This window comes from Humidesulfovibrio sp., from assembly GCF_030689645.1.
Lineage (GTDB): Bacteria > Desulfobacterota > Desulfovibrionia > Desulfovibrionales > Desulfovibrionaceae > Humidesulfovibrio.
Genome location: NZ_JAUYFU010000002.1, coordinates 13,546 through 33,079, shown reverse-complemented (window position 1 = coordinate 33,079; position 19,534 = coordinate 13,546). Strand labels below are relative to the sequence as shown.

Genomic DNA, 19,534 nt, shown 5'->3' with positions numbered 1-19,534 from the left:
GGAGTCCGCTGACCACCGGCCAAAACTCGCGAATTCGGCTTGACGCGGTGTTTGTCATCGCGTGTATGTTCGCACTTCGCTAATTCGATGATGCCCCATGCGCTCCATCGTTTCCTTCATCGCCGCATCTGTTCGCAGACCGGCTCCGGCGGCTTCTACGAGAAAAGAGCGGGCGTAGTTATGCCGAAGAGCGTGGGTTCCTGCCCACACCTCGCCCGTAGCTTCGGCGGCGCGGTGTAGGTCAGCAAGATAAGCTTTGTATCTCACCCTCATCCCGCCCTTGTTCGCGTCAAAATGAGCGGACAGAGCACGGTAGACTTCAACGGGCACGAACTGCGTCCGACCGAATCCCCCTTTGCCTTTTACAAACACAAGCCCGGCTGAACGCCCAGTGACCGGGTCAGTGGTCTCACCGCGTAGACTTCCTCGGTTCAAGCCGAGGACTTCAGAGATACGGAAGCCCGCGCCGAGTTGTAGCTTTGCCACGAGCTGATGTCCGGGGCCTTCGACGGCTTGCACAACAGAGCCGGGAGAGACGTAAGCCCTGCGGGCCTGGTCGAGCCGAGGCGCGTCGCGGTTGTACTCGACGCGAACAGCATCGACACCGGGTGACAGCCTCGCCGCTTCAGGAATACGCATCGAGCGCGGAGCACGACCAAGGGCAACATCGAATTTCCCGAGAGCGGCGGCATACGTGCGCATGGTGTTGCAGGAACAGCCAGCGGCAAGCCTCTCTCGAAGGAAAGCTTCGGCGTGCTTTGGGCGCAGGTCCTGCACCCGCTGGACGCCCTGTTCGGCGGCAAAATGGGCGAAAGACAGAGACACAGACTTGTAGGCCGAATACGTGCGGTAGCTCGCAATTGGCGTGTGTTCCGCGATACGGGCGGCAGTTGCACCGACGCCAGCGGCTTGGAGTTGGTCCCGCACGTCCGCCTTATTTGCGAAGCGACTTTGGCCAACACGAAGGATGCGCGAAGCGGCCCAAATGCCCTTGATTTGTTGCGTGAGACTCTTTGCCATGCAGACGCCTCCAGTCGGTTGATGCGGTTGAATCTTGCTGTTCACAGCTCATCCCGGCGCATCGTTTCGTGACGCGCGCGGCCCGGATGTAGGGTCATCAAGGCCGGAGCAGTTGGGCGGATGCTCTACGCCAGCCTTAGGCGCTGGACATATATCTAAAGAGGAATTTGTGGGCAGGGGCGCAGGCCCGTCATGGCAGGCTTTATCCTCCGTATTGCCGGTCAATGAGGAATGACCAACTTTGGAGTGCGCCCCGTTTGCCCAGCGGAGTGGTCCTCTGCGCAAAGCGTACGACCTCGCAATATGGAATTTCAAGAGGAGGAGCGAAGAAAGATGAAAGTAAATGCTGGCGCGGTTTGTTTCCTGCGACGAAAAGTCGCGAAACAAACCGCAGGCAAAGGCTTTCAGGGATGGAGTGGGAGAAGAAGTTACCGCAGAAAAGGCGAAGAGCCCCTGACGGGGCTTGGGAAGGGGAAGACAGAAAGGCTACTGGCGACGGGTGAGGCCAACCCGCAGGAGAACGCGGTGAAGCCAGCCCGTGCGAGTTTCAGGAACCGGCGAAGCAGAGAGGCGGTCGAGTTGCGTCTGCAACATACCGACCTGCTCCGTGAGCTGATTCATCGCGAGGAGCATGGCAATAATTTCAGGCGAAGGAGCGGCAGGGACGCTAGGAGGTGAAGGGACGCATGGGGGGGTGGCGGAGGGCAAAGTCGGAGTCTCCGCAGGCATGTTCGCGTGTTCGTTCCGAACAGCGCACGACATCGCGTACACAGCAGAAGAAGACTCTTTCGCGTCCTGCGCGAGCAGTTCAAGAAGCTGTTCGTAGTTGATTTTCAGCGTGCCGGACTCTTCTCGGTGCTGAAGAACTCCATTTTTTACAAGACGATAGATTCTTGCGCGGAGCTTGTTGTCCCCGGCGGCGGCTTCGTTTGCAGTCTTGAACATGTTGTTTTCCTCCTTTGTGCGTTGCGAACAGTTTGTACGGCCAGTCTCTGTCCAAGCGGCAGAGACGAGTACGATAGCACGTCTGGGAGGATTTGCAAATATTTTCTTCAATTATATCAGTAATTAAGCATTGCGTCAAGCAAGGCGCGGCATCCACCTATCAAGCTATTCGCATGGCCTATGGCGAGGCCAAGCATAGACGGGGGCGGGAAGGTCAGACTTTATGGAGCGACGACCGGGACGAATTCACCTTGCCGGTCCATTGAGGGGGCCGACCACTCTGCGGCTCATTCGCGAGATGTCATGGCAAACCTTGCGGCGGCGTGGCATTCAAGGAAAACGAAAATGCCATGAATTCCGTTCCGTTACCGTCCCGCGATTTTTGTCTTGAGGCATAGGGCGGGCGAATGAGTGGCGCACGTTGCCATGAGAGGAGGCTTCGCTACTCCGTCGAAGAGGCCATGAGAGGGCGGAACGCTTGCCAGAGAGGCTGGCGCAGACCGTGGGTGATGGGCGGTGCGTAGGCCTTGTGGCAGGCACGGTGTTCAAGAAACACGAGAATGCCGAAGACCTCCGTTCCGTCGCCGTTCCGTGTCTTCGCGCGCTCGCGCGTAAGAGTGAAATGCGAAGAGTAAGAACGGAACGGAATCGGAACGGTATATTAATAATCACCATGGTGAAGAGTGAAATGCAAACGCGCGCGCGGGCGCGAAGGGCGAGGGCGCAATGAAGCCAGAAGGGAACCGTGCAAGAAGGGGTCAAACTCCGCGTGAGAGCCGGTGGCAAACATCGAGAGCGGGTGTTGCACATGAGACGGCAAGAAGCCGCTCTGGTGGCATGCTACGAGTTCCTTGCTGCCAGCCAGCGAATTGTCCAAAGACCCGGCACAAGAAGCTTGCATGTTGGTCTGGTGGGGTGTGATGATGACTCAGGGGTGAGAAATGAAACTTGCAGTTATCAAAGGCGCACAGCAAATCTTGCGTGACATTGGCAAGCCTGGATGCGGCGAAGTGCCGCTTGAAGCATTCGCGAAATTTCTCGGGGTAGACCTCGCGTCGATGGAAGGCGTTGTGGAAGGGATTCGCTTTGAACTCGCATCGCGTGAGCGTGAAGCGGACTTCGTGCTCACAATGGACGACACCAATCTGAAAGTTGAGCGTCAGGCCGCAATGCGCGGCGTATTCCGAACGGAACAGGGCGAGAAGACAGCTGGTCTTACGATTGAAGAACGGAGGAAAATTGCGGAGCAGATTTTCGCAGAGATGCCCGACGAACTGAAAAAAGATGAGCTCGGCAAGCAAAAAATCGTTGAAACACTTAATGTGCGTAGTGTAATCGAAGTTACTGCTGTTGTTGCAAGCGCATTTTATATATCATGCGACAGAAAAAATAATGTAAAATTCTGGGCCGCGATAATGCAAAGAATGAAAGATGCGAATTATGTTGAGAAATGGAGTCGTCGACTTGAAGAGGCGGCAATTAAAAATGCTCATGCGGAGCAAGAAATACTTAAAATTCCAACTGGTGTGATAAGAGAGAAAATAAAAAACGGAGAATTTCTTGCGAAGGGAATACTTCCAAGCATGGCGAAAAGAGTACTCGAAGAGAAGAGAAATGCTACTTCTTCCAAGTAAAACGCTTCACCTTTTCTTTGCGCGGCTTCTGCTGTATTGAAACAGATGAAGTAACCCAAAGTGAAGACTTGAGCGCACTGAAATCAAATTCGATTTTCATTTTTTGGGTTATTTTTTTGTATAGAGTGACAATGCTTTCTTCTTTGCGATATCTTGTGTTGCCTTCTCCTTTTCCCTCCCATCCGAAGTAATCGTTGAGCATATTGTCATCTTTAATATTGCTAGGTACCATATTTCTGGCATTATGGCGCAGTGAATGAAAATTGATTTTTGGATTTTCTATACCAAGCTTGCGCATTTTGAATTTGCTGAAATGATTTGAAGCAATCGATTCTGGGTCAGATTTAAATCCATATAATTCCGGAAATAGCTGTGACTTGTCGTCTGTGCGCATCATGTCAACAAAATTCAAAAAGTTTAAATCGTTAACAATGATATCGTTTAATGGTACCTTTCGATTGCTTTGTTGATTCTTTAGCCTTTTTCCATCTTCGTCGTTGATGTCGAGATACGTAATTCCATTTTCACTTCTTACATCGCAACAGCGTAGTTGCGCTATTTCACCAAGTCTTGCGCCAGTCGTAATTGCAATAATTGGTAGCCAGAACATGTGTGGCGCATCATTTAGCGGATAGTTGTCTGCTGAAAAGAGCAAGGCAAGTTGTTCCTCACTCCACATGTCGCGTTGTTTGCGTGCTCTAGTAGCCTTCTGCTTAATTTTAAGTCCTGTGAAATAATTCGTGTGTGCGTATCCGTGTTTGACGGCGTATTCAAAAAATGAACTGATTAATGAAATGTGCTTGTTTACAGTGTCTTGAGACACTTTCTTACTATTACTTTTTATGATTTGTTCAAGCGAAAGACCCTTGAATTCATTCTTTCTGCCCCATGCACGTGGCATTTTTTTGAGTGTCTCTTTGTAGCCTGTTGCTGTATGTGCTGTTACATTTCGTGTATCGACATCGCCAACAATAAGAACGAAATGTTCAAATATTGATTTAATTTCAGCTTTGTAATCATTCCCAATATCTTTTTTTTGCTCATCGAAGTATGCTTCAAAAACTTCAGACAGCTTTCCTTGCAATAAGCCTGTATTATGGCTTTGTATATTATATTGCCTTTGCGGTGTATAGCTGTTTGGATTCATTACTTCAATGTACTTTTGGAAATCTGTTAGATTTTTCAGAGTTGTATCAATCATGTCTTGCTTGTAAATTTTTGCGGCAGTGTAGCGCATGAAGTTACCTTCTGCGGCGATGAAAGCCATACAAAAATTTGCAAATTCGTCAGTTGCTTGGAAATCAGTGTATCCTGATGCCTTTAGAAATGACTCTGCATTTTTTACAAATAGAGTGGTGTCTTCCTTCGCAATTGATGCATGCAAAGAATTCAATTCTTCTTCAATGTCTTTCACCGTCCTGCCACCTGGTTGAGCACCAGAAGGTGACAGCGCCGCTTGAATGTGATTTTTCATCTCATTCGTGTAAGCGGTTGCGAGTTCGTCAATTCGTCCGCGAACGAACTGTTCGATGAGTGCGCCGAGATTTTCTGCCTTCAGTTCCGCCATGACCGCCCCTTGAAAGAATTCTTTAACCGACGCCGCGACGAGCGCGCCTCTTCGGCACGCTTCTGCGTGGTATCCGGTACGAAGCGAATACCGGAGCTCACGCTTGCCTACAAGCCCTCGCAGGGCGGCGGGAACGACAATTCGAAGATAATGGTGGCCGTTGCGTCGAAAGACGTGCGGAAGGCTTCTGGTGGGCATTTGAGAGCTCCTTGTGAGCCCCCCTGTGGACACGCGAGTGGACACGCGTATGGACACGCGAATCCCTTTGAAAGCGAGAAAATCCGTAACCCAAGAGGATTACGGATTTTTTCATTTGATGGTGCCGAAGGGGAGACTCGAACTCCCATGGCCTTGCGACCACTAGACCCTGAACCTAGCGTGTCTACCAATTCCACCACTTCGGCATTGTCCGGTCAGCTTGCGCCGTTCCGTCGTTGCGAAGGAAGCATTTAGCCGCATCGAGCGTTGTTGGCAAGCGTTTTTTGCCAGCGGCTGCGATTTTTTTTGCGCGGCTTGCTGTTTACTTCAAGTTGTTCAGTCTAACGTTCGTCGATGGACACGTAATCGCGCAGCACCTGGCCGGTGAAGATCTGGCGCGGGCGGTGGATTTTGCTGCCTTGCTGCTGGTGCTCCTCGAACCAATGGGCGATCCAGCCTGGCATGCGCCCGATAGCGAACATCACCGGATACATCTGCACCGGGATGTTCAGCGCGCGCAGGATGATGCCGGAGTAGAAGTCCACGTTCGGGTACAGCTTGCGCTCTACAAAGTAAGGATCGGCCAGGGCGAGGCTTTCAAGCTCCATGGAGATGTCCATGAGCGGGTCCAGCTTGCCCATCTTGAGCAGCAGCTCGTGGGCTGCCTGCTTCAAAATCACCGCGCGCGGGTCGTAGCTTTTGTAAATGCGGTGGCCAAAGCCCATGAGCCGGAACTTCTTCTGCTTGGCCAGCTCCAGCACCTCTTTCGGGGTGCGCTTGCCGTCGCGGATCTGCTCCAGCATCTCCACCACGCCTGCGTTGGCCCCGCCGTGCAGGCGGCCCCACAGGGCGCAGATTCCGGCGGACACGGAGGCGAACAGGTTGGCTTGGCTCGATCCCACCATGCGCACGGTGGAGGTGGAGCAGTTCTGCTCGTGATCCGCGTGCAGGGTGAGGAACAGCGAAAGCGCGCGCACGGCCTCCGGGCTGGGGTCGTAATGCTTGTGGGGAATGGAGAACATCATGTGCAGGAAATTGCGGCAGTAGCTAAGCGCCGGATTTGGGTACATGAACGGCAGGCCCATGCTCTTGCGATAGCTGAAGGCGGCGATGGTGCGCACCTTGCTGATGATCTTCGAGGCGGCGAGATAGAATTCGCCCTTGCTCTCAATCTCAAGCAGGTCGTGGTGATAGCAGCCAAGGGAGTTCACGATGGCCGAGAGCATGGCCATGGGGTGTCCGTTGGGTGGGAAGCCCTCGAAGTGGTGCTTCACGTCCTCGTGCAGCAACTCTTCCGCGCATAGGCCTGCGGAGAAGCGCGCAAGCTGATCGCGGGTGGGCAGTTCGCCGAAAATAAGCAGCCAAGCCGCCTCGGTGAAAGAGCCGCGAGCGGCGATCTGGTCGATGGGGTAGCCCCTGTAGCGCAGAATGCCGTTTTCCCCGTCCACAAAAGTGATGGCGCTTTTGCAGGGGCCGGTGTTCATATAGCCGGGGTCATAGGTGACGCAGCCGGTCTGCGTACGCAGCTGGGTGATGTCCAGGCCGCGGTCTCCCAGGGTGCCCTCGATGATGGGCAGTTCAAAGGTCTTTCCATCGATGATCAATTGTGCGGTCTTCGTCATGTGCTCTTCCGTAATGTGCTGTCGTTCAATGGCTGCCTGTGTCGCTCCTGCGCCGGGGCGTCGGAGGCTCCGAATAATATTCTGTGGCCGCTGGCCCTATGCCCTGCAATCCAATGGGGTGCCTAACCGGAATCGCGGCTGTTGTCCAGTAACGCACAAGCAGGCTTAACATTAATGTCATTCCTTCGGAGCCGGAATAGGGCTCTGTGCCTGGGTTGCTTCCCCAGGCAAAAGGATTATACTCCGCATCGCCGCAGAGCATCAACGTGAACCGGAGCTTCCCAGGTGAGCCACGACCCGTCCAGCAAAGTTGATATTTCCCGTCGAAATTTCCTCTCCTCCCTGGGCGCCGTTGGCCTGGGGCTTCTTCTGCCTGGCGCTGCAAACGCCGCCAAGGGCAGGCCCGACGAGGAGCTGGTGAGCCTGCACGACCTCTCCAAATGCGTGGGCTGCGGCGCCTGCGTCGAAGCCTGCCGAACAGCCAACGCCCATAAATTTCCTGAGCCGGTTAAGCCTTTCCCGGCCATGTACCCCGCATCGGTGAAGGTGGAGGATTGGTCCGGCAAGCGCCAGGTGACTGACCGGCTGACGCCCTACAACTGGCTGTACATTCAGACCGCCCGCGGCCAGTATCAGGGCCAGCGGTTCGAGGTCCATATTCCCCGCCGCTGCCTGCACTGCCAGAATCCGCCCTGCGCCAACCTCTGCCCCTGGGGCGCGGCCGCACGCGAGGACAACGGCATCGTTCGCATTGACGACAAGATTTGCCTGGGCGGGGCCAAGTGCAAGACCGTGTGCCCCTGGGAGATTCCCATGCGCCAGACTGGCGTGGGGCTGTATCTGAAGCTGTTGCCCAAATACGCTGGCAACGGCGTGATGTTCAAGTGCGACCGCTGCGCCGACCGCGTGGCTGCCGGTAAAGTACCGGCCTGCATCGAGGGCTGCCCCTACGGCGTGCAGGAGTTTGGACCGCGCTCGGAAATGGTGGCCAAGGCCCATGCCCTGGCGCGCAACAGCGGCGGCTTCATCTATGGCGAAACCGAAAACGGCGGCACCAATTCGCTTTATGTCTCGCCCGTGCCTTTCAGCACCCTGGACGCCGCCGCGACCACGGGAGCAGGCAAGCCGCATCTTTCCCCGGTGCGCGACATGATGGCCGACGAGGACAAGCTGGCCTACGCAGCACTGTTCGCGCCCGTGGCGGGAATTGTGGCCGGGGCCTTGCGCCTGGGTTCGCGTCTGTCCGGCGGCCCGAAGAACCCGACGGATGTCGCGCCGCCGCGCGCTGGCAACGGCGGCGAAGACCTTGCCAACGGCTTCGGAAACGGCCTTGCCGAGGGCCCCGACGCTGCCAAGAAGAACGGCAGGGACAAGGAGGGCGGCCGATGAGCGCCCCACAGACGATCATCCCGGTGTCGCGCCGTGTGGCTGTGGCCTACGTGGCCTTTGTGGCCCTTCTGGCCGTCACCGGCACCATGCAGATGCCCCTTGCCAGCCGCTACCAGATTGTGGCCGTGCCTGGCTTGGCATGGCTGGGCGATTTCTGGCTGACGCACAAGCTGCACTACGTGGGCGCCGTCGGCCTGCTGACCTTGACGGGATACCTGACGACCCGCTGGGTGCTTGAGTGGCGGCGCGAGTTTGCGCTGTCGGGGCTTGGCTGGATCCGTGTGGGGATTCTCGTCCTGCTGGTGTTCACTGGCGCGGTGCGCGTGCTGAAGAACCTGCCCAGCATCTCCTTCTCGCCCACGCCCACCATGCTGGTTGACTGGGCGCACCTGGGCCTTGCCTTCCTGCTCGGGCTTGTGGCCCTTGGGCGTCTGTCCTTCAAGGCATCCTATTGGGCCAGCCCGGAGGCTTCAGAGCGGCAGCCTCGAGACGGCGCTCCGATCTCCTGACATTTTCCGGCGCTATTGCGCCGGTTGGGGCCGTGTAGGCGTGCAGCGCATGGGGCGCGCCTCGTATCCCCACACCACGATGACATCCCCGTTGCACTTTTCCAGTGATTCGTTGCGCCCGCTGCAGACATTGCCCGTCGCCGCTGGCTGGCAGTACATCAGAGATGTCTGGTCTCCGCGTTCGGCAATGAGCGTTGACGGCTCAGTGCCGAAGTACGTCACCACCACCTCGCTCCCTGGAGCGTCGTCGCAGGAATACCAAACAGGCCCGGAAGAGGGCGCAAGCCTGTAGCGGGCCTCAAGCTCGGCGATGCGCAGGCGGTAGCTTTCGGCGATGCACGTCCTTCTGTCTTTGCTTTTCCAGCAATCGTTGCGGCCCTTGATCCAGCCGCGCTGCTCCGCCCTCAGGGTTGGAGGGTGTTCATTTGCGGCGATCTTTGTCGCGGCCTCGAAGACTTCTGCCAGCGCCCGGTCCAAAGCGGCCAGATCCTTGTTTTTGCAAACCTCCGACTCGATGCTGCCCTTGCGGGTGCGTGAGCAATCAAACGAAGGGCCCGAGGCGCAGGCTTGGCCTGCTGCGAACAGGACGGCGAGGCCGAAGCAGGCTGCCGCAAATGCGCGGCGGCAAGGTGATGAAGACGCGTGCATAGGTGTCTGGGCCTCCTTCTTGCGGGCAATGGAGATTATGGATCGTGGTGAGCCGCAGGTCAATTTAAGCGTGGCGTGGCGCTTCAGGAAGCAGCAATCCGGGGTCACGCTGCGCAGGGATGTTTCAAACCAACCTTTCGGGCAGGAAAAAAGGCCATGCGGAGAGCTTTCCGCATGGCCTTTTTCGCGCGTAGGTCTATTTTGATTTTGAGTTAGATGACGACGCGGTCCTGCTTGATGCCGGCCTCTTCTGCTGCGGCTATGACATCGCGCAAAATCTGCAAGGTCTGCTGGGCCTCAAGCGGGTCGAGCTTGCGGATGGCGAAGCCAGCATGCAGGATGAGGAAGTCGCCGATGTTGATCTCCTCGTCCAGGACCATGAGCGATGCGGTGATGGTGGTGTCGCCCTCGCCCACGCGGCAGGTGGCGACCTGGTCCTCGATGGAGATGACTTCAGCGGGAACGGCTAAGCACATGGTTCTCTCTCCTGGGTGAGGGGTCCTGGGACGGCTCTTTTGGCGAATGTTCCGCCAGCCTTGACGATTTCCTCAAGCACGAAGCCCATGAGGGCCTCCTGGCGCTCTTTGCTCACGGGCGAGAGCTCAAGGGCCATGGTGTGGTAGTCGTGGGGCTCCATGCCGATGATCACGGCCTCTGGGCGGGTGCCCACGATCTCGCACATGATGAGCGTGTCCACCAGATCTGTCTGGTGCATGGAGTCTTTGAACGCCAGGCTCTTGCGCAGGTCTTCGCCGGTGAGGCGGTAGATGCTTCCCGCAGGGCCGTCGCCCAGCACGGCGTCAACGACGACGAGCATGTCGCAGTTCAGGATGGGGTCCATGAGCCGCGTGCCCAGGGTGCCGCCGTCCATCACGGTCACGTTGTCCGAAAATTCGTAGAGGCGCTCAAGCTCTTCGGCGGCGCGAACGCCGATGCCCTCGTCGGTGAAGAGTATGTTGCCCACGCCAAGGACAAGGATGCGTTTCTGCTCGGTGGTCATGCGGCCTCGGTTTCGTTGAAAAAGGGGACGGGAACCCGGCTGCCCGGATCCCCGTCCCTTACAGGATGCTAATGCGGTTTACAACACCTTGAAGCTGGCGGTCTTGCCGGTCTTGGCGTCGAGCACGTGCACGCCGCAGGCGATGCAGGGGTCGAAGCTGTGGACCGTGCGCAGGATCTCGACCGGACGGGCCGGGTCGAAGATCGGGGTGCCCATGAGGGCCTCTTCCACGGGGCCGAGCTTGCCGGCGGCGCAGCGGGGGCCAAGGCTCCAGGTGGAGGGCACCACGAGCTGGAAGTTCTCGATCTTGCCCTTCTTGATCTTGATCCAGTGGCTCAGCATGCCGCGGGGGGCCTGCACAAAGCCGACGCCTTCAGCTTCCTGGGGCATCTTCCAGGGGGTGTACAGCTCGGAATCGCCGCTCTTGACGTTGCCGACCAGGGCATCGAGCCAGGTCTGCATCTGGTTGGCGATGACCAGGGTCTCGATGCCGCGGGCGGCGGTGCGGCCCAGAGTCGAGAACAGGGCGTCAGGGCCGACGTTCAGGGTCTTGAGCACGAAGTTCACCGCATCGACCGTGGGCTTGTGGCCGCGGGCGAAGGCGACGAGCACGGTGGCCAGGGGGCCGGTTTCCATGGCCTCGCCGTTGTAGCGGGGGGCCTTCATCCAGGAGTAGCGGTCTTTGTCGTTGAGGTTGGTGTACTTGGGCTCGGTGACTCCCTCGTAGGGGTGCAGAGCCTTGTCGCCAACGTACCAGCTGTGGGCCACGTGCTCTTTGATGAGCTTGGAGTCGAAGTTGGCGACCTTGGTGAGGTCGCGCTTCATGATGACGCCCTGGGGCAGGAAGCGGGAATCAAGGTTGTACTCGTCGGTGGGGAACTCGCCGCAGCTGAAGAAGTTGGTGGTGCCGCCAATCTTGCTCCAGTCCTTGTAGAAGCCCGCCACGGCCAGCAGGTCGGGAATGTAGTAGTCCTTGATGAAGGCGATGACTTCGTCGGTGAGGGCCTTGAACTCGGCCACGCGCTCGGGCTTCAGGGCGTCGTAGTTGGTGACGCCGCCGACAACCGTGAACTGGGTGTGGGGGTTCTTGGCGCCGAAGATGGCCATGGCGCGGGCGGCCTTGACCTGCATGTGCAGGGCGTCAAGGTAGTGCTTGGTGGCCATGAGGTCGGCCTCGGCGGGCAGGTAGTAGGCCTCGTTCTTCTTCTCGCCCAGGAAGTAGGCGTTGGTGAAGATGCCGAGCTTGCCGGAGGCGATGAGCGCGCCGACCTTGTCCTGAACGGCCTTGAACTGAGCCGCGGTCTCTTTGCGGTTCGGGGAAAGGCTGTTGGACAGGGCCGCGGTCTTGGCCGGGTCGGCCTTGAGCGCGTTGGCGACGTTGACCCAGTCAAGGGCGTGCAGGTGATAGAAATGCACGATGTGGTCATGCAGGAACTGGGAGCCCATGACCAGATTGCGCATGATGGTGGCGTTCTTCGGGATCTTCACCTTCACGGCGTTGTCGACGGCGCGGGTGCTGGCCAGGGCGTGCACGTAGGTGCAGACGCCGCAGGAGCGCTGGGTGAAGTGCTGGGCGTCGCGCGGGTCGCGGCCCTTCAGGATGATCTCCAGGCCGCGGAACAGCTGCGAGCTGCTGCGCACATCGACGATTTTGCCGTTCTCAACGGTGGCGTCGATGCGCAGGTGGCCTTCGATACGGGTGACCGGGTCGACAATGACCGGGCCGGAGAAGTTGCTCTTAGGCGTGACCGGGATGGCCTGAGGTTTGGAACCAGACATATTCTGTCCTCCTATGGGGAGTTAAAGTCGCGTAAACTGCCTTGAAACAACCGGATGAACGAGTCTTTCCGGTAACGCCTACTTCTGCTCTTCGTAGAAGGGGCTCATGGTATCCCAGAACTTGGGCTCGCTGCAGCCGATGCAGGGGTGACCGGCCTGAACGGGCCAGTTCACGCCAACGCCCTTGTCGAGGGGGTTGAACTTCTTGGTGGGGCAGTTGTTGTAGGTGTAGGGGCCCTTGCAGCCGACCTTGTACAGGCACCAGCCCTTTTTGGCCTCGGGGGAGTCAAAGGTCATGGCGAACTGGTCCTTCTCGAAGAAGGGCAGGCGCTCGCACTTGTCGTGAACGGTCTCGCCGAAGAAGACCAGCGGGCGCTTGAGGTCGTCAAGCTTGGGCAGGGGCTTCTTGTTCACCACGGTGTCGATGGCGGCGATGACGGTGCCGACCAGGTTGACCGGGTTGGGCGGGCAGCCGGGCACGTTGATGATGGTGGCCTTGGGGAACACTTCGTCAACACCCCTGGTGTCGGTCGGGTTCGGCTTGGCCGCCTGCACGCCGCCGTAGGTGGCGCATGTGCCGTAGGCGATGGTGGCCAGGGCCTTTGGAATGACCTTCTTGCAGATGTCGAGCATGGTGTGTCCGCCGACCATGCCGTAGATGCCGCCGTCCTTCATGGGGATGCCGCCCTCAACCACGCAGAGGTAGGGCTTCTTCATGGCGTCGTGCAGGGCCTTTTCGGCCATTTCGCCAGCGGCGGCCATGATGGTCTCCTGGTATTCCAGGGAGATGACGTCCAGGATCAGGGCGTCGATGTACGGGGCGGCAGTGCGCAGGATGGACTCGGAACAGCCGGTGCATTCCGCGTTGTGCAGCCAGATGACGGAAGGACGGTTGTCCGACGTGAGGGCAGCAGCGATTTGCGGAGCAAAGGCCGGGCCCATGCCCATGGCCGCAGCGATGGTGCCGCAGAATTTCATGAAGTCGCGACGGGAAATGCCGCGCTCTTCAAGGCGTTTTTCGGCGCCGCTCAAGCCATGTCCTACGGAAACCTTCATACAACACCTCCAGATTATGGTAAAACGTGACGGATACGCCTCTTGAACTTGGGGGCATGACTCGCGTGCTACGATCGCCACATACGTAGCACGTCTGCCATACTAAACTGAAAAAATTATACAACCATATCAGTGGGTTAGCTGCTGCTTCCTTAGCTGGATATAAGAACAATGGCAAGGGCCTGTGCGAAAAAAACTGGACGGCTGTGGTGGTGTTGAACCTAGAATTAATCGATAACTACCTAAAATTGCGCTTAAAGAACTTGTGACCACGTTGGCGTTGACGCAGGTGGCTAGCGTGCGGCATTGTTCCGTAAGGGTGCCTCTTGTGCCAAATGTTGAGCCGGACATCTCTGGGTGAGGAGGGTAAATGAGCGTCATTGTGGAACTTTCGATTTTTCCCATGGATAAAGGCCAGAGCGTTGGCCTCCATGTGGCCAGGGCCGTGGGGATCATTCGCGCCAGCGGCCTGGCGCATCAGCTTACGCCCATGGGCACCTGCATTGAGGGCGAGTGGGACGAGGTGCAGATTGTGGTGGATGCCTGCTTTAAAGCGCTTTCGGCTGATAGCGACCGCGTCTACCTGACCATGAAGGCCGATTGGCGGCGCGGGCGCAGCAGGGGCCTTGAAGGCAAGACAGCTTCTGTGGAGCGCGCGCTGGTCGACGTGGGGGGGGACGGATGAGGCGCATCGTTTGCTTGCAGGGCAGCCCGCGGCCAATGGGCAACAGCGCCTCAATGGCCTCCGCCCTGTGCGAGGCCGCCACAGGGGAGGGTGCGCAGGTGACCACCTTTGCCCTCAACTCGCTCGAGTATCGAGGTTGCCAGGGATGCCTGCTGTGCAAGACCAGGTTTGAGGCCTGTGTATTAAAGGATGGGCTGACCCCGGTTCTGGAGGCCGTTCGCCACTGCGACGTTCTGGTTTTGGCCACTCCGGTGTACTTCGGGGAGGTCACGGCCCAGCTCAAGGCCTTCATCGACCGCACATACAGTTTTTTAACGCCGGATTATGCCTTTAATAAGGACAAGCGCACGCGCCTCGCGCCGGGCAAGACGCTGTGCTTCGTCATTGCCCAGGGGCACCCGCGTGAGGATCTGTTTGCGGACATCTTTCCGCGCTACGCCTATTTCTTCAACTGGCTGGGCTTCAGCCACAGCAGACTGCTGCGGGCGTGCAAGGTCTACCACCTGGGCGATGTGCAGAAACGAGAAGAGGTGCTGGAGGAGGCGCGCGCTCTTGGGCGTTCGCTTGCTATTGGGGCGGATTCTGCGGGGGGGCGCCCTGGCTTGGGCAATTGAGCCCCTCCAGGCAGAAGAAGCGCACCGGCTCGCGGTTGTAGATGGCGCGCAGATATTTTGGGTCAGCTATGACGAGGCGCGAACCGTTGGAGCATTGGGTGACATGCTGGGCCTCCAGCGCGCGCGCTCTGGCGGGCAGCCCGTCAACCACGAAGCGCGCCACGAAAAAATCCCGGACCACATCGCGACGGGCCAGTTTGAGCCCGACCTGGCTCACATCGCGGCAGTTTGCCGCCACGTCTATGTCGCAGACGGCTTCGACAAAGCGCTTGCCGTCCTTGTCCTCGTATGTGGTCCATTCGATTTTCTTGAAGTAGGGATAGCGCGTGAGAGCCTGTTCAACAGTGACGCTTTCGTCCGGGCTTATGCGCGCTTGGCGAACCGTGTCCACGGGGCCGGAGCATCCGCACAGGCAGGCGCACAAGATGGCGAACACGGCCAGAAGCTGTGTAACTGAACGGCGGCGTGCAAGCATGCCGCATCCTGGCACAGGGGCTGCTTGATTGCAACGCATTGAAGATCATTTGGCGCAAGTGCTTGCATTGTGCGGTGCAAACGCATAATGCCTTTTTTCAAAGCCGCTGAGCGGGCGTGCGCAACGCCACCTGGTCATCGCTTCCAAAGCCGCATTCCGAGCCACTTTTTCACCCAGCCTCCGGGCGCGGGTTCAAGACGCAGGCGAATATCGTCCGCGTCCGTGCGCGAAGAAACAGCCGAGTGCGAGCACTCACTTACAGGTGGGTGGGGGGTGAGCCGAAAGGCTGGGCAGGTCCGTGCCGTTTGCGCGGGCCGCCCGTGCTGGCCGCTACAGGCGTCATGTTTTGAGGGAGGGTGAGGTACGTCATGGATATCATTTCAGTTCTGTTTGCTTTTTTTCCCGTCATCGCCATATTTTTCTTGCTGCTGGTCTACCGCGTGGCCGCAGATACCGCAGGCTACATCGGCTGGGCGGTGGCGGCCCTGGTGTCCTGGCTGTATTTCCAAACCCCGCCTGAGGTGGTGCTGACCGCTTCGTTGGCTGGCCTTGTGGCCTCTCTGCCCATCGCGCTGGTCATGGCCGCCAGCATCATGCAGATCTCCCTCATGCAGGAGACCGGGGCGGTGGCCCGCGTCGTGGCCCTCATGAAGACCATCGCGCCCGGGCAGCAGACCGTGCAGATCATGATCATCAACATTGGCTTTGGCATTCTGCTCACCAGCCTCGGCGCGGTGACGGTGTCCATCCTGCCTCCCATCATGATAGCGCTCGGCTACTCCACCTTTGCGGCCATCCTGCTTCCCGCCATCGGCTACGACGCCCTGTGCACCTATGCGCTGCTCGGCATTCCCGCAGTGGTCTTCGCCCAGTTCGTGGGCAAGCCCGTGCAGGAGGTCGGCCTGCACTTCGCCTATTACATGCCGGTGATCAGCACCTGCATCGCCCTTGGCATGCTGCAGCTCACGGGCGGCACGGCCATGGTCAAAAAGGGCCTTGTGCCTGCGCTGCTGGCTGGCCTCACCGCTGGCGTGGTGGCCATCCTCATGGCACACGCTGGTCTGGTCACCATCACCGGCATCGCCGCCGGCCTGGCCGTCATCGCTGTGCTGGTGGGCTACGTGAAGCTCACGGGCAAGACCCTGCAGGATCGGGCCCTCCTGAACGAAATGGATTTGGCGGCTGAGAAGCGCCTGTCCCTGCTGCGCGCCACCTCCCCCTGGATCATCCTCACCGTGTTCTCGCTGATTCTGAACGCGCCGTTTTTACCCTTCTTCAAGATGACGTTTGTTGATTACGCCATGCCGCTGGAGATCATCCCCGGCAGCCCGGAAAAGCTGCGCCTGTTCTGGCAGGCCTATTTCTGGGTGGTTGTGTGCACCTTCCTGGCCCTGCCAATCATGCGTGCCACGGGCGAGCAGGTGCGACGCGGCCTCAAAACTTCGGCCAAGCGGGCCATGCGGCCCATCATGTCGGCATCGGTGTTCTTCGCCATCGCCTACGTCATGAACCATTCCGGCAAGGGCGCGGACTGGAAGCTGGCAGTGCCGACGCAGAACATGATCTACGTCATGGCCGACGCCTCAGCCGGGCTCTTCGGCAAGTTCTACGCGGCCATGGCCCCATTTTTGGGCCTGCTTGGCGGATTCATCTCCGGTTCGGAATCCTCGTCCATCGCCATGCTGACCAAGCTGCACCTGTCCACGTCGGAGAAGATCGGCGCCTCGGGCATCGTGGTGGCGGCTGGCAGCGCCATCGGCGGCGGCTTGGCCAGCGTCATCTCCCCGGCCAAGCTGCAGAACGCGGCCTCCAGCATCGACAAGATCCGCGAGGCCAGCACGGCCATCCGTCCGGCCTTCGTGGTGTCCATGCTCATCACCGGCGTGTGCGCGATAATGACCATGTACTGGGCCTATTAGCCTGTAACGATGCCTTCCCTCTGCGGGGCCGCAGGCGCTTATGGCGTCTTCGGCCCCGCTTTTTGGGTCCGCCAAAGCCGATATTGACCCTGCCGGGTCTTCAATATACAGGGCTGAGATGAACATTACCTTAAAATGTTTCGCAACCTTGTCGCGCTTCACGCCTCCGGACGCCGACGCCTACCCCATCGCCGAGGGCGACACCGTCGCAAACGTGGTGGATAGGCTGGGCATACCCTTGGATGAGTTGAAGCTGGTGTTCGTCAACGGCAACCACTCAGAACTCACGGTTACCCTTGCCGACGCAGACCGGGTGGGTCTGTTTCCGGCAGTGGGAGGAGGCTAGCCATGCCCGCCAACGATTCGAACGCTTCCGTGCAGTTGGAGGGGCGCATCCGTGAATTGGCCCAGCCAACCAGGCTGGCCGATGGGCGTGAGCTGCCCGTGCTGTCGTTTTACTTCGTGCAGGATTTGGCGCGCAGCCTTGGCCGCAGCCGCAGCCCGCAGACCGTCCGTCCGCGTGGGCAGTCCCTGGCCCAGGTGGAGCGTGCGGCCCTTGCTCTGGGCGTCTGCCCGGAGCGCTACCTGCGCAACTTCGACACCTACAGCCTGGACGAGCAACTGCGGCTCTTGTCCTCCAGCGTGGCCATGGTTGGCCTGGGAGGGCTGGGCGGCTACGTGCTGGAATTGCTGGCCCGCGCGGGCGTTGGGAACATCCGCGCCGCCGATGGCGACGAGTTCGTGGCCTCCAATCTGAACCGCCAGCTGCACGCCACCCGGCGCAGCCTTGGCGGGTACAAGGCTGCGGCCGCTGCGGCGCGCCTTAAGCAGGTGAATCCGGCGATTTCTTTCGAGCCCGTGGCGAGTTTTCTGGACGAGGCGGGAATGGGGAGCTTTGTGGCTGGGTCCGATCTGTGTCTGGACGCCCTGGGCGGGCTTAAGGACCGTCCGGCGCTGCTGCGCCAGGCGGGCAACGCTGGAATTCCGCTGGTGACGGCGGCGGTGGCCGGCCAAAGCGGGTTTGTGGCCACGGTGCTGCCGGGAGAGCGCGGCCCTGCGGATTTTTTCGGCGCGGGCGAGGGGGCGGAGGACACTCTTGGCACCCCGGCCCCGGCGGTTGCCGCTGCTGCGTCGCTCATGGCTGGCGAAGCCCTGAATATCCTGTGCGGACGCGAGCCGAAATTGGCCGGTAAGATGCTCGTATTCGACCTGGGGCAGATGAGCTTCGAGACAGTGAGCTTTTAGCTATCCCTGGTACTTGTGGCGAATGGCGCGGATGACGTCCTGGATCTCCATGAAGGCGTCCACCACGTCCGGGTCGAACTGGGTGCCACGTCCCCGCAGGATCTCAGCAACCACCTGTTCTTCGGGCCAGGCGTCCTTGTAGACGCGGCTGGAGATGAGCGCATCGTACACATCTGCCAGGGCGGTGATGCGTGCGGCCAGGGGGATGGCCTCCCCGGCTATTTCCTCCACGCAAAGCCCCCGCGCTTCGGAAAGATCAGCGGGCAGGCGGCCCGGATAGCCTTTGCCGTCCCAGCGCTCGTGGTGGCCCAGGGCCACCTCCTTGCACAGCTGGTCCAGCTCTGATGTGGTGTTGGCGAAGAGCGCCGCGCCGTACACGGAATGCCATTTCATTATGGCCGCCTCGTGGGGCTCAAAGCGCCCTGGTTTCCTCAAAATCACGTCGGAAATGCCCACCTTGCCCACGTCGTGCAGCATGGCCGCCAGCCGCAGCGTGTCTTTCTTGCGCTTGATTGTGAATTCGTCGATTCCTTTCTTGCGCGCCCACTGCTGGTAAATCTCGGAGGAATACGCCCCCACGCGTTGAACGTGGGCTCCGGTCTCTTTGGGGTCGCGCATCTCGGCCATTTTCATCATGCGCAGCATGATCTCGCGCGTCATGATGCCGCGCTCGATGGTCACCGAGGCGGAATTGGCGAACAGCGGCGCATACTGGATGTGATAGGGGGTGAAGGGCCGCACCTTGCCGTTGCTGTCCTTTGCGTTGATGAGCTGCATCACTCCCACTATCTTGCTCTGGAAGGTCTTGAGGGGAATGGTGAGCATGGACCCGGTTCGGTAGCCGGTGTCTTCGTCGAATTTTTTGTTGAACGAGTAAAGGGTATTTTCGGGAAGCTCGTAGGCGTCTGGGATGTTCAGGGTCTCGCCGGTCATCGCCGCGTACCCCACGATGGACTGCTCGTTGATGGGCACGGTGAGGTCGGTGTAGATGTGCTTGCTGGCTTCGGTTCCCTTGAACAGCGTGTCATTGTGCACGTAGCTGAAACGCAGGTGGTCGCCTTCGATGAGAAATATGGACCCGGCGTCGGCGCTGGTCATGGTTCGCGCCTCGTCCAACACCTTGTCCAGAATGGCGTCCACGTCCTTGAGGGTGTTGAGTTCCTCAATGACCTTGAGTATGTCGCGTACGATGTCGAAAGGCTGGCGGTCCGTGCACTCCATGGGTGACT

General features: G+C 58.9%; 19 protein-coding genes and 1 tRNA gene. 8 read left to right on the top strand and 12 right to left on the bottom strand.

All coding sequences use genetic code 11. The features are described 5' to 3' along the window. Nucleotides 1-54: 54 nt before the first annotated feature. Both Q8O35_RS00260 and Q8O35_RS00255 read right to left on the bottom strand, forming a co-directional pair. The gene (locus tag Q8O35_RS00260; protein ID WP_305569036.1) at nucleotides 55-1,020 is read right to left on the bottom strand and encodes a hypothetical protein; all 966 of its coding nucleotides are present in this window, start codon (nucleotides 1,018-1,020) and stop codon (nucleotides 55-57) included. A 486-nt stretch (nucleotides 1,021-1,506) separates the two neighbouring features. Continuing rightward, nucleotides 1,507-1,965, bottom strand: coding sequence for a hypothetical protein (locus Q8O35_RS00255; protein ID WP_305569034.1), 459 nt, complete (start codon nucleotides 1,963-1,965; stop codon nucleotides 1,507-1,509). Between the two features lie 941 nt (nucleotides 1,966-2,906). Here Q8O35_RS00255 and Q8O35_RS00250 point away from each other — a divergent pair. Further along, entirely contained in the window at nucleotides 2,907-3,599 is a 693-nt protein-coding gene (locus Q8O35_RS00250) for a hypothetical protein (protein WP_305569032.1), read from the top strand. On the opposite strand, the gene Q8O35_RS00245 is transcribed toward Q8O35_RS00250, so the two are convergent. The 3 genes from Q8O35_RS00245 to Q8O35_RS00235 form a co-directional block, all read right to left on the bottom strand. After that, nucleotides 3,583-5,364, bottom strand: a complete 1,782-nt coding sequence (locus tag Q8O35_RS00245; RefSeq protein ID WP_305569030.1) for a DUF6538 domain-containing protein — start codon at nucleotides 5,362-5,364, stop codon at nucleotides 3,583-3,585. The two genes, Q8O35_RS00250 and Q8O35_RS00245, sit on opposite strands and share 17 nt — an antisense overlap. 119 nt (nucleotides 5,365-5,483) lie before the next feature. Then, nucleotides 5,484-5,570: transfer RNA gene (locus Q8O35_RS00240), tRNA-Leu, on the bottom strand. Nucleotides 5,571-5,705: 135 nt separating this feature from the next. Beyond that, nucleotides 5,706-6,986: a citrate synthase gene (locus Q8O35_RS00235; RefSeq protein WP_305569027.1), complete on the bottom strand. Its 1,281-nt coding sequence runs from the start codon at nucleotides 6,984-6,986 to the stop codon at nucleotides 5,706-5,708. Between the two features lie 285 nt (nucleotides 6,987-7,271). On the opposite strand from Q8O35_RS00235, the gene Q8O35_RS00230 reads away from it, so the two are divergent. Both Q8O35_RS00230 and Q8O35_RS00225 read left to right on the top strand, forming a co-directional pair. Then, entirely contained in the window at nucleotides 7,272-8,375 is a 1,104-nt protein-coding gene (locus Q8O35_RS00230) for a 4Fe-4S dicluster domain-containing protein (RefSeq protein ID WP_305569025.1), read from the top strand. Then, on the top strand, nucleotides 8,372-8,884 hold the full coding sequence (locus Q8O35_RS00225; protein ID WP_305569023.1) for a hypothetical protein: 513 nt from the start codon (nucleotides 8,372-8,374) through the stop codon (nucleotides 8,882-8,884). The genes Q8O35_RS00230 and Q8O35_RS00225 overlap by 4 nt, the downstream gene beginning before the upstream one ends. 12 nt (nucleotides 8,885-8,896) lie before the next feature. Here Q8O35_RS00225 and Q8O35_RS00220 read toward each other — a convergent pair whose 3' ends face one another. The 5 genes from Q8O35_RS00220 to Q8O35_RS00200 form a co-directional block, all read right to left on the bottom strand. Beyond that, nucleotides 8,897-9,532, bottom strand: a complete 636-nt coding sequence (locus tag Q8O35_RS00220) for a lysozyme inhibitor LprI family protein (protein ID WP_305569021.1) — start codon at nucleotides 9,530-9,532, stop codon at nucleotides 8,897-8,899. A gap of 212 nt (nucleotides 9,533-9,744) precedes the next feature. Beyond that, nucleotides 9,745-10,008 (bottom strand): HypC/HybG/HupF family hydrogenase formation chaperone, encoded by a 264-nt coding sequence (locus tag Q8O35_RS00215; protein WP_305569019.1) that lies wholly within the window; start codon nucleotides 10,006-10,008, stop codon nucleotides 9,745-9,747. Next, on the bottom strand, nucleotides 9,999-10,532 hold the full coding sequence (locus Q8O35_RS00210) for a HyaD/HybD family hydrogenase maturation endopeptidase (protein WP_305569017.1): 534 nt from the start codon (nucleotides 10,530-10,532) through the stop codon (nucleotides 9,999-10,001). The genes Q8O35_RS00215 and Q8O35_RS00210 overlap by 10 nt, the downstream gene beginning before the upstream one ends. Before the next feature lie 78 nt (nucleotides 10,533-10,610). Further along, the gene (locus tag Q8O35_RS00205) at nucleotides 10,611-12,311 is read right to left on the bottom strand and encodes a nickel-dependent hydrogenase large subunit (RefSeq protein ID WP_305569014.1); all 1,701 of its coding nucleotides are present in this window, start codon (nucleotides 12,309-12,311) and stop codon (nucleotides 10,611-10,613) included. A 78-nt stretch (nucleotides 12,312-12,389) separates the two neighbouring features. Further along, nucleotides 12,390-13,367 (bottom strand): hydrogenase small subunit, encoded by a 978-nt coding sequence (locus tag Q8O35_RS00200; RefSeq protein WP_305569012.1) that lies wholly within the window; start codon nucleotides 13,365-13,367, stop codon nucleotides 12,390-12,392. 370 nt (nucleotides 13,368-13,737) lie between these two features. On the opposite strand from Q8O35_RS00200, the gene Q8O35_RS00195 reads away from it, so the two are divergent. Continuing rightward, nucleotides 13,738-14,052 (top strand): MTH1187 family thiamine-binding protein, encoded by a 315-nt coding sequence (locus Q8O35_RS00195; protein ID WP_305569010.1) that lies wholly within the window; start codon nucleotides 13,738-13,740, stop codon nucleotides 14,050-14,052. Beyond that, entirely contained in the window at nucleotides 14,049-14,666 is a 618-nt protein-coding gene (locus Q8O35_RS00190; protein ID WP_305569008.1) for a flavodoxin family protein, read from the top strand. Before Q8O35_RS00195 ends, Q8O35_RS00190 begins: the two co-directional genes overlap by 4 nt. Here Q8O35_RS00190 and Q8O35_RS00185 read toward each other — a convergent pair. Continuing rightward, complete coding sequence (locus tag Q8O35_RS00185; RefSeq protein ID WP_305569005.1) at nucleotides 14,620-15,141, bottom strand: hypothetical protein; 522 nt, start codon at nucleotides 15,139-15,141, stop codon at nucleotides 14,620-14,622. The genes Q8O35_RS00190 and Q8O35_RS00185 overlap by 47 nt on opposite strands. 368 nt (nucleotides 15,142-15,509) lie before the next feature. On the opposite strand from Q8O35_RS00185, the gene Q8O35_RS00180 reads away from it, so the two are divergent. From Q8O35_RS00180 to Q8O35_RS00170, 3 genes are all read left to right on the top strand, one after another. Continuing rightward, nucleotides 15,510-17,060 (top strand): L-lactate permease, encoded by a 1,551-nt coding sequence (locus tag Q8O35_RS00180; RefSeq protein WP_305569003.1) that lies wholly within the window; start codon nucleotides 15,510-15,512, stop codon nucleotides 17,058-17,060. A 118-nt stretch (nucleotides 17,061-17,178) separates the two neighbouring features. Continuing rightward, a complete protein-coding gene (locus Q8O35_RS00175; RefSeq protein WP_305569001.1) occupies nucleotides 17,179-17,406 on the top strand; it encodes a MoaD/ThiS family protein in 228 nt (75 codons plus the stop codon). 2 nt (nucleotides 17,407-17,408) lie between these two features. Continuing rightward, nucleotides 17,409-18,305, top strand: a complete 897-nt coding sequence (locus Q8O35_RS00170) for a ThiF family adenylyltransferase (RefSeq protein ID WP_305568999.1) — start codon at nucleotides 17,409-17,411, stop codon at nucleotides 18,303-18,305. Here the strand turns inward: Q8O35_RS00170 and Q8O35_RS00165 are convergent, their stop codons facing one another. Further along, nucleotides 18,306-19,526 carry an HD domain-containing phosphohydrolase gene (locus tag Q8O35_RS00165; RefSeq protein WP_305568997.1) on the bottom strand — a complete coding sequence of 407 codons (1,221 nt, stop codon included), beginning with the start codon at nucleotides 19,524-19,526 and terminating at the stop codon, nucleotides 18,306-18,308. Nucleotides 19,527-19,534: the final 8 nt, after the last annotated feature.

What these genes read in the sequence shown, in the direction of transcription:
- Q8O35_RS00260 (WP_305569036.1), bottom strand. Translation starts at nt 1,020, where the DNA reads ATGGCAAAGAGTCTCACGCAACAAATCAAGGGCATTTGGGCCGCTTCG.
- Q8O35_RS00255 (WP_305569034.1), bottom strand. Translation starts at nt 1,965, where the DNA reads ATGTTCAAGACTGCAAACGAAGCCGCCGCCGGGGACAACAAGCTCCGC.
- Q8O35_RS00250 (WP_305569032.1), top strand. Translation starts at nt 2,907, where the DNA reads ATGAAACTTGCAGTTATCAAAGGCGCACAGCAAATCTTGCGTGACATT.
- Q8O35_RS00245 (WP_305569030.1), bottom strand. Translation starts at nt 5,364, where the DNA reads ATGCCCACCAGAAGCCTTCCGCACGTCTTTCGACGCAACGGCCACCAT.
- Q8O35_RS00235 (WP_305569027.1), bottom strand. Translation starts at nt 6,986, where the DNA reads ATGACGAAGACCGCACAATTGATCATCGATGGAAAGACCTTTGAACTG.
- Q8O35_RS00225 (WP_305569023.1), top strand. Translation starts at nt 8,372, where the DNA reads ATGAGCGCCCCACAGACGATCATCCCGGTGTCGCGCCGTGTGGCTGTG.
- Q8O35_RS00220 (WP_305569021.1), bottom strand. Translation starts at nt 9,532, where the DNA reads ATGCACGCGTCTTCATCACCTTGCCGCCGCGCATTTGCGGCAGCCTGC.
- Q8O35_RS00215 (WP_305569019.1), bottom strand. Translation starts at nt 10,008, where the DNA reads ATGTGCTTAGCCGTTCCCGCTGAAGTCATCTCCATCGAGGACCAGGTC.
- Q8O35_RS00210 (WP_305569017.1), bottom strand. Translation starts at nt 10,532, where the DNA reads ATGACCACCGAGCAGAAACGCATCCTTGTCCTTGGCGTGGGCAACATA.
- Q8O35_RS00205 (WP_305569014.1), bottom strand. Translation starts at nt 12,311, where the DNA reads ATGTCTGGTTCCAAACCTCAGGCCATCCCGGTCACGCCTAAGAGCAAC.
- Q8O35_RS00200 (WP_305569012.1), bottom strand. Translation starts at nt 13,367, where the DNA reads ATGAAGGTTTCCGTAGGACATGGCTTGAGCGGCGCCGAAAAACGCCTT.
- Q8O35_RS00195 (WP_305569010.1), top strand. Translation starts at nt 13,738, where the DNA reads ATGAGCGTCATTGTGGAACTTTCGATTTTTCCCATGGATAAAGGCCAG.
- Q8O35_RS00190 (WP_305569008.1), top strand. Translation starts at nt 14,049, where the DNA reads ATGAGGCGCATCGTTTGCTTGCAGGGCAGCCCGCGGCCAATGGGCAAC.
- Q8O35_RS00185 (WP_305569005.1), bottom strand. Translation starts at nt 15,141, where the DNA reads ATGCTTGCACGCCGCCGTTCAGTTACACAGCTTCTGGCCGTGTTCGCC.
- Q8O35_RS00180 (WP_305569003.1), top strand. Translation starts at nt 15,510, where the DNA reads ATGGATATCATTTCAGTTCTGTTTGCTTTTTTTCCCGTCATCGCCATA.
- Q8O35_RS00175 (WP_305569001.1), top strand. Translation starts at nt 17,179, where the DNA reads ATGAACATTACCTTAAAATGTTTCGCAACCTTGTCGCGCTTCACGCCT.
- Q8O35_RS00170 (WP_305568999.1), top strand. Translation starts at nt 17,409, where the DNA reads ATGCCCGCCAACGATTCGAACGCTTCCGTGCAGTTGGAGGGGCGCATC.
- Q8O35_RS00165 (WP_305568997.1), bottom strand. Translation starts at nt 19,526, where the DNA reads ATGGAGTGCACGGACCGCCAGCCTTTCGACATCGTACGCGACATACTC.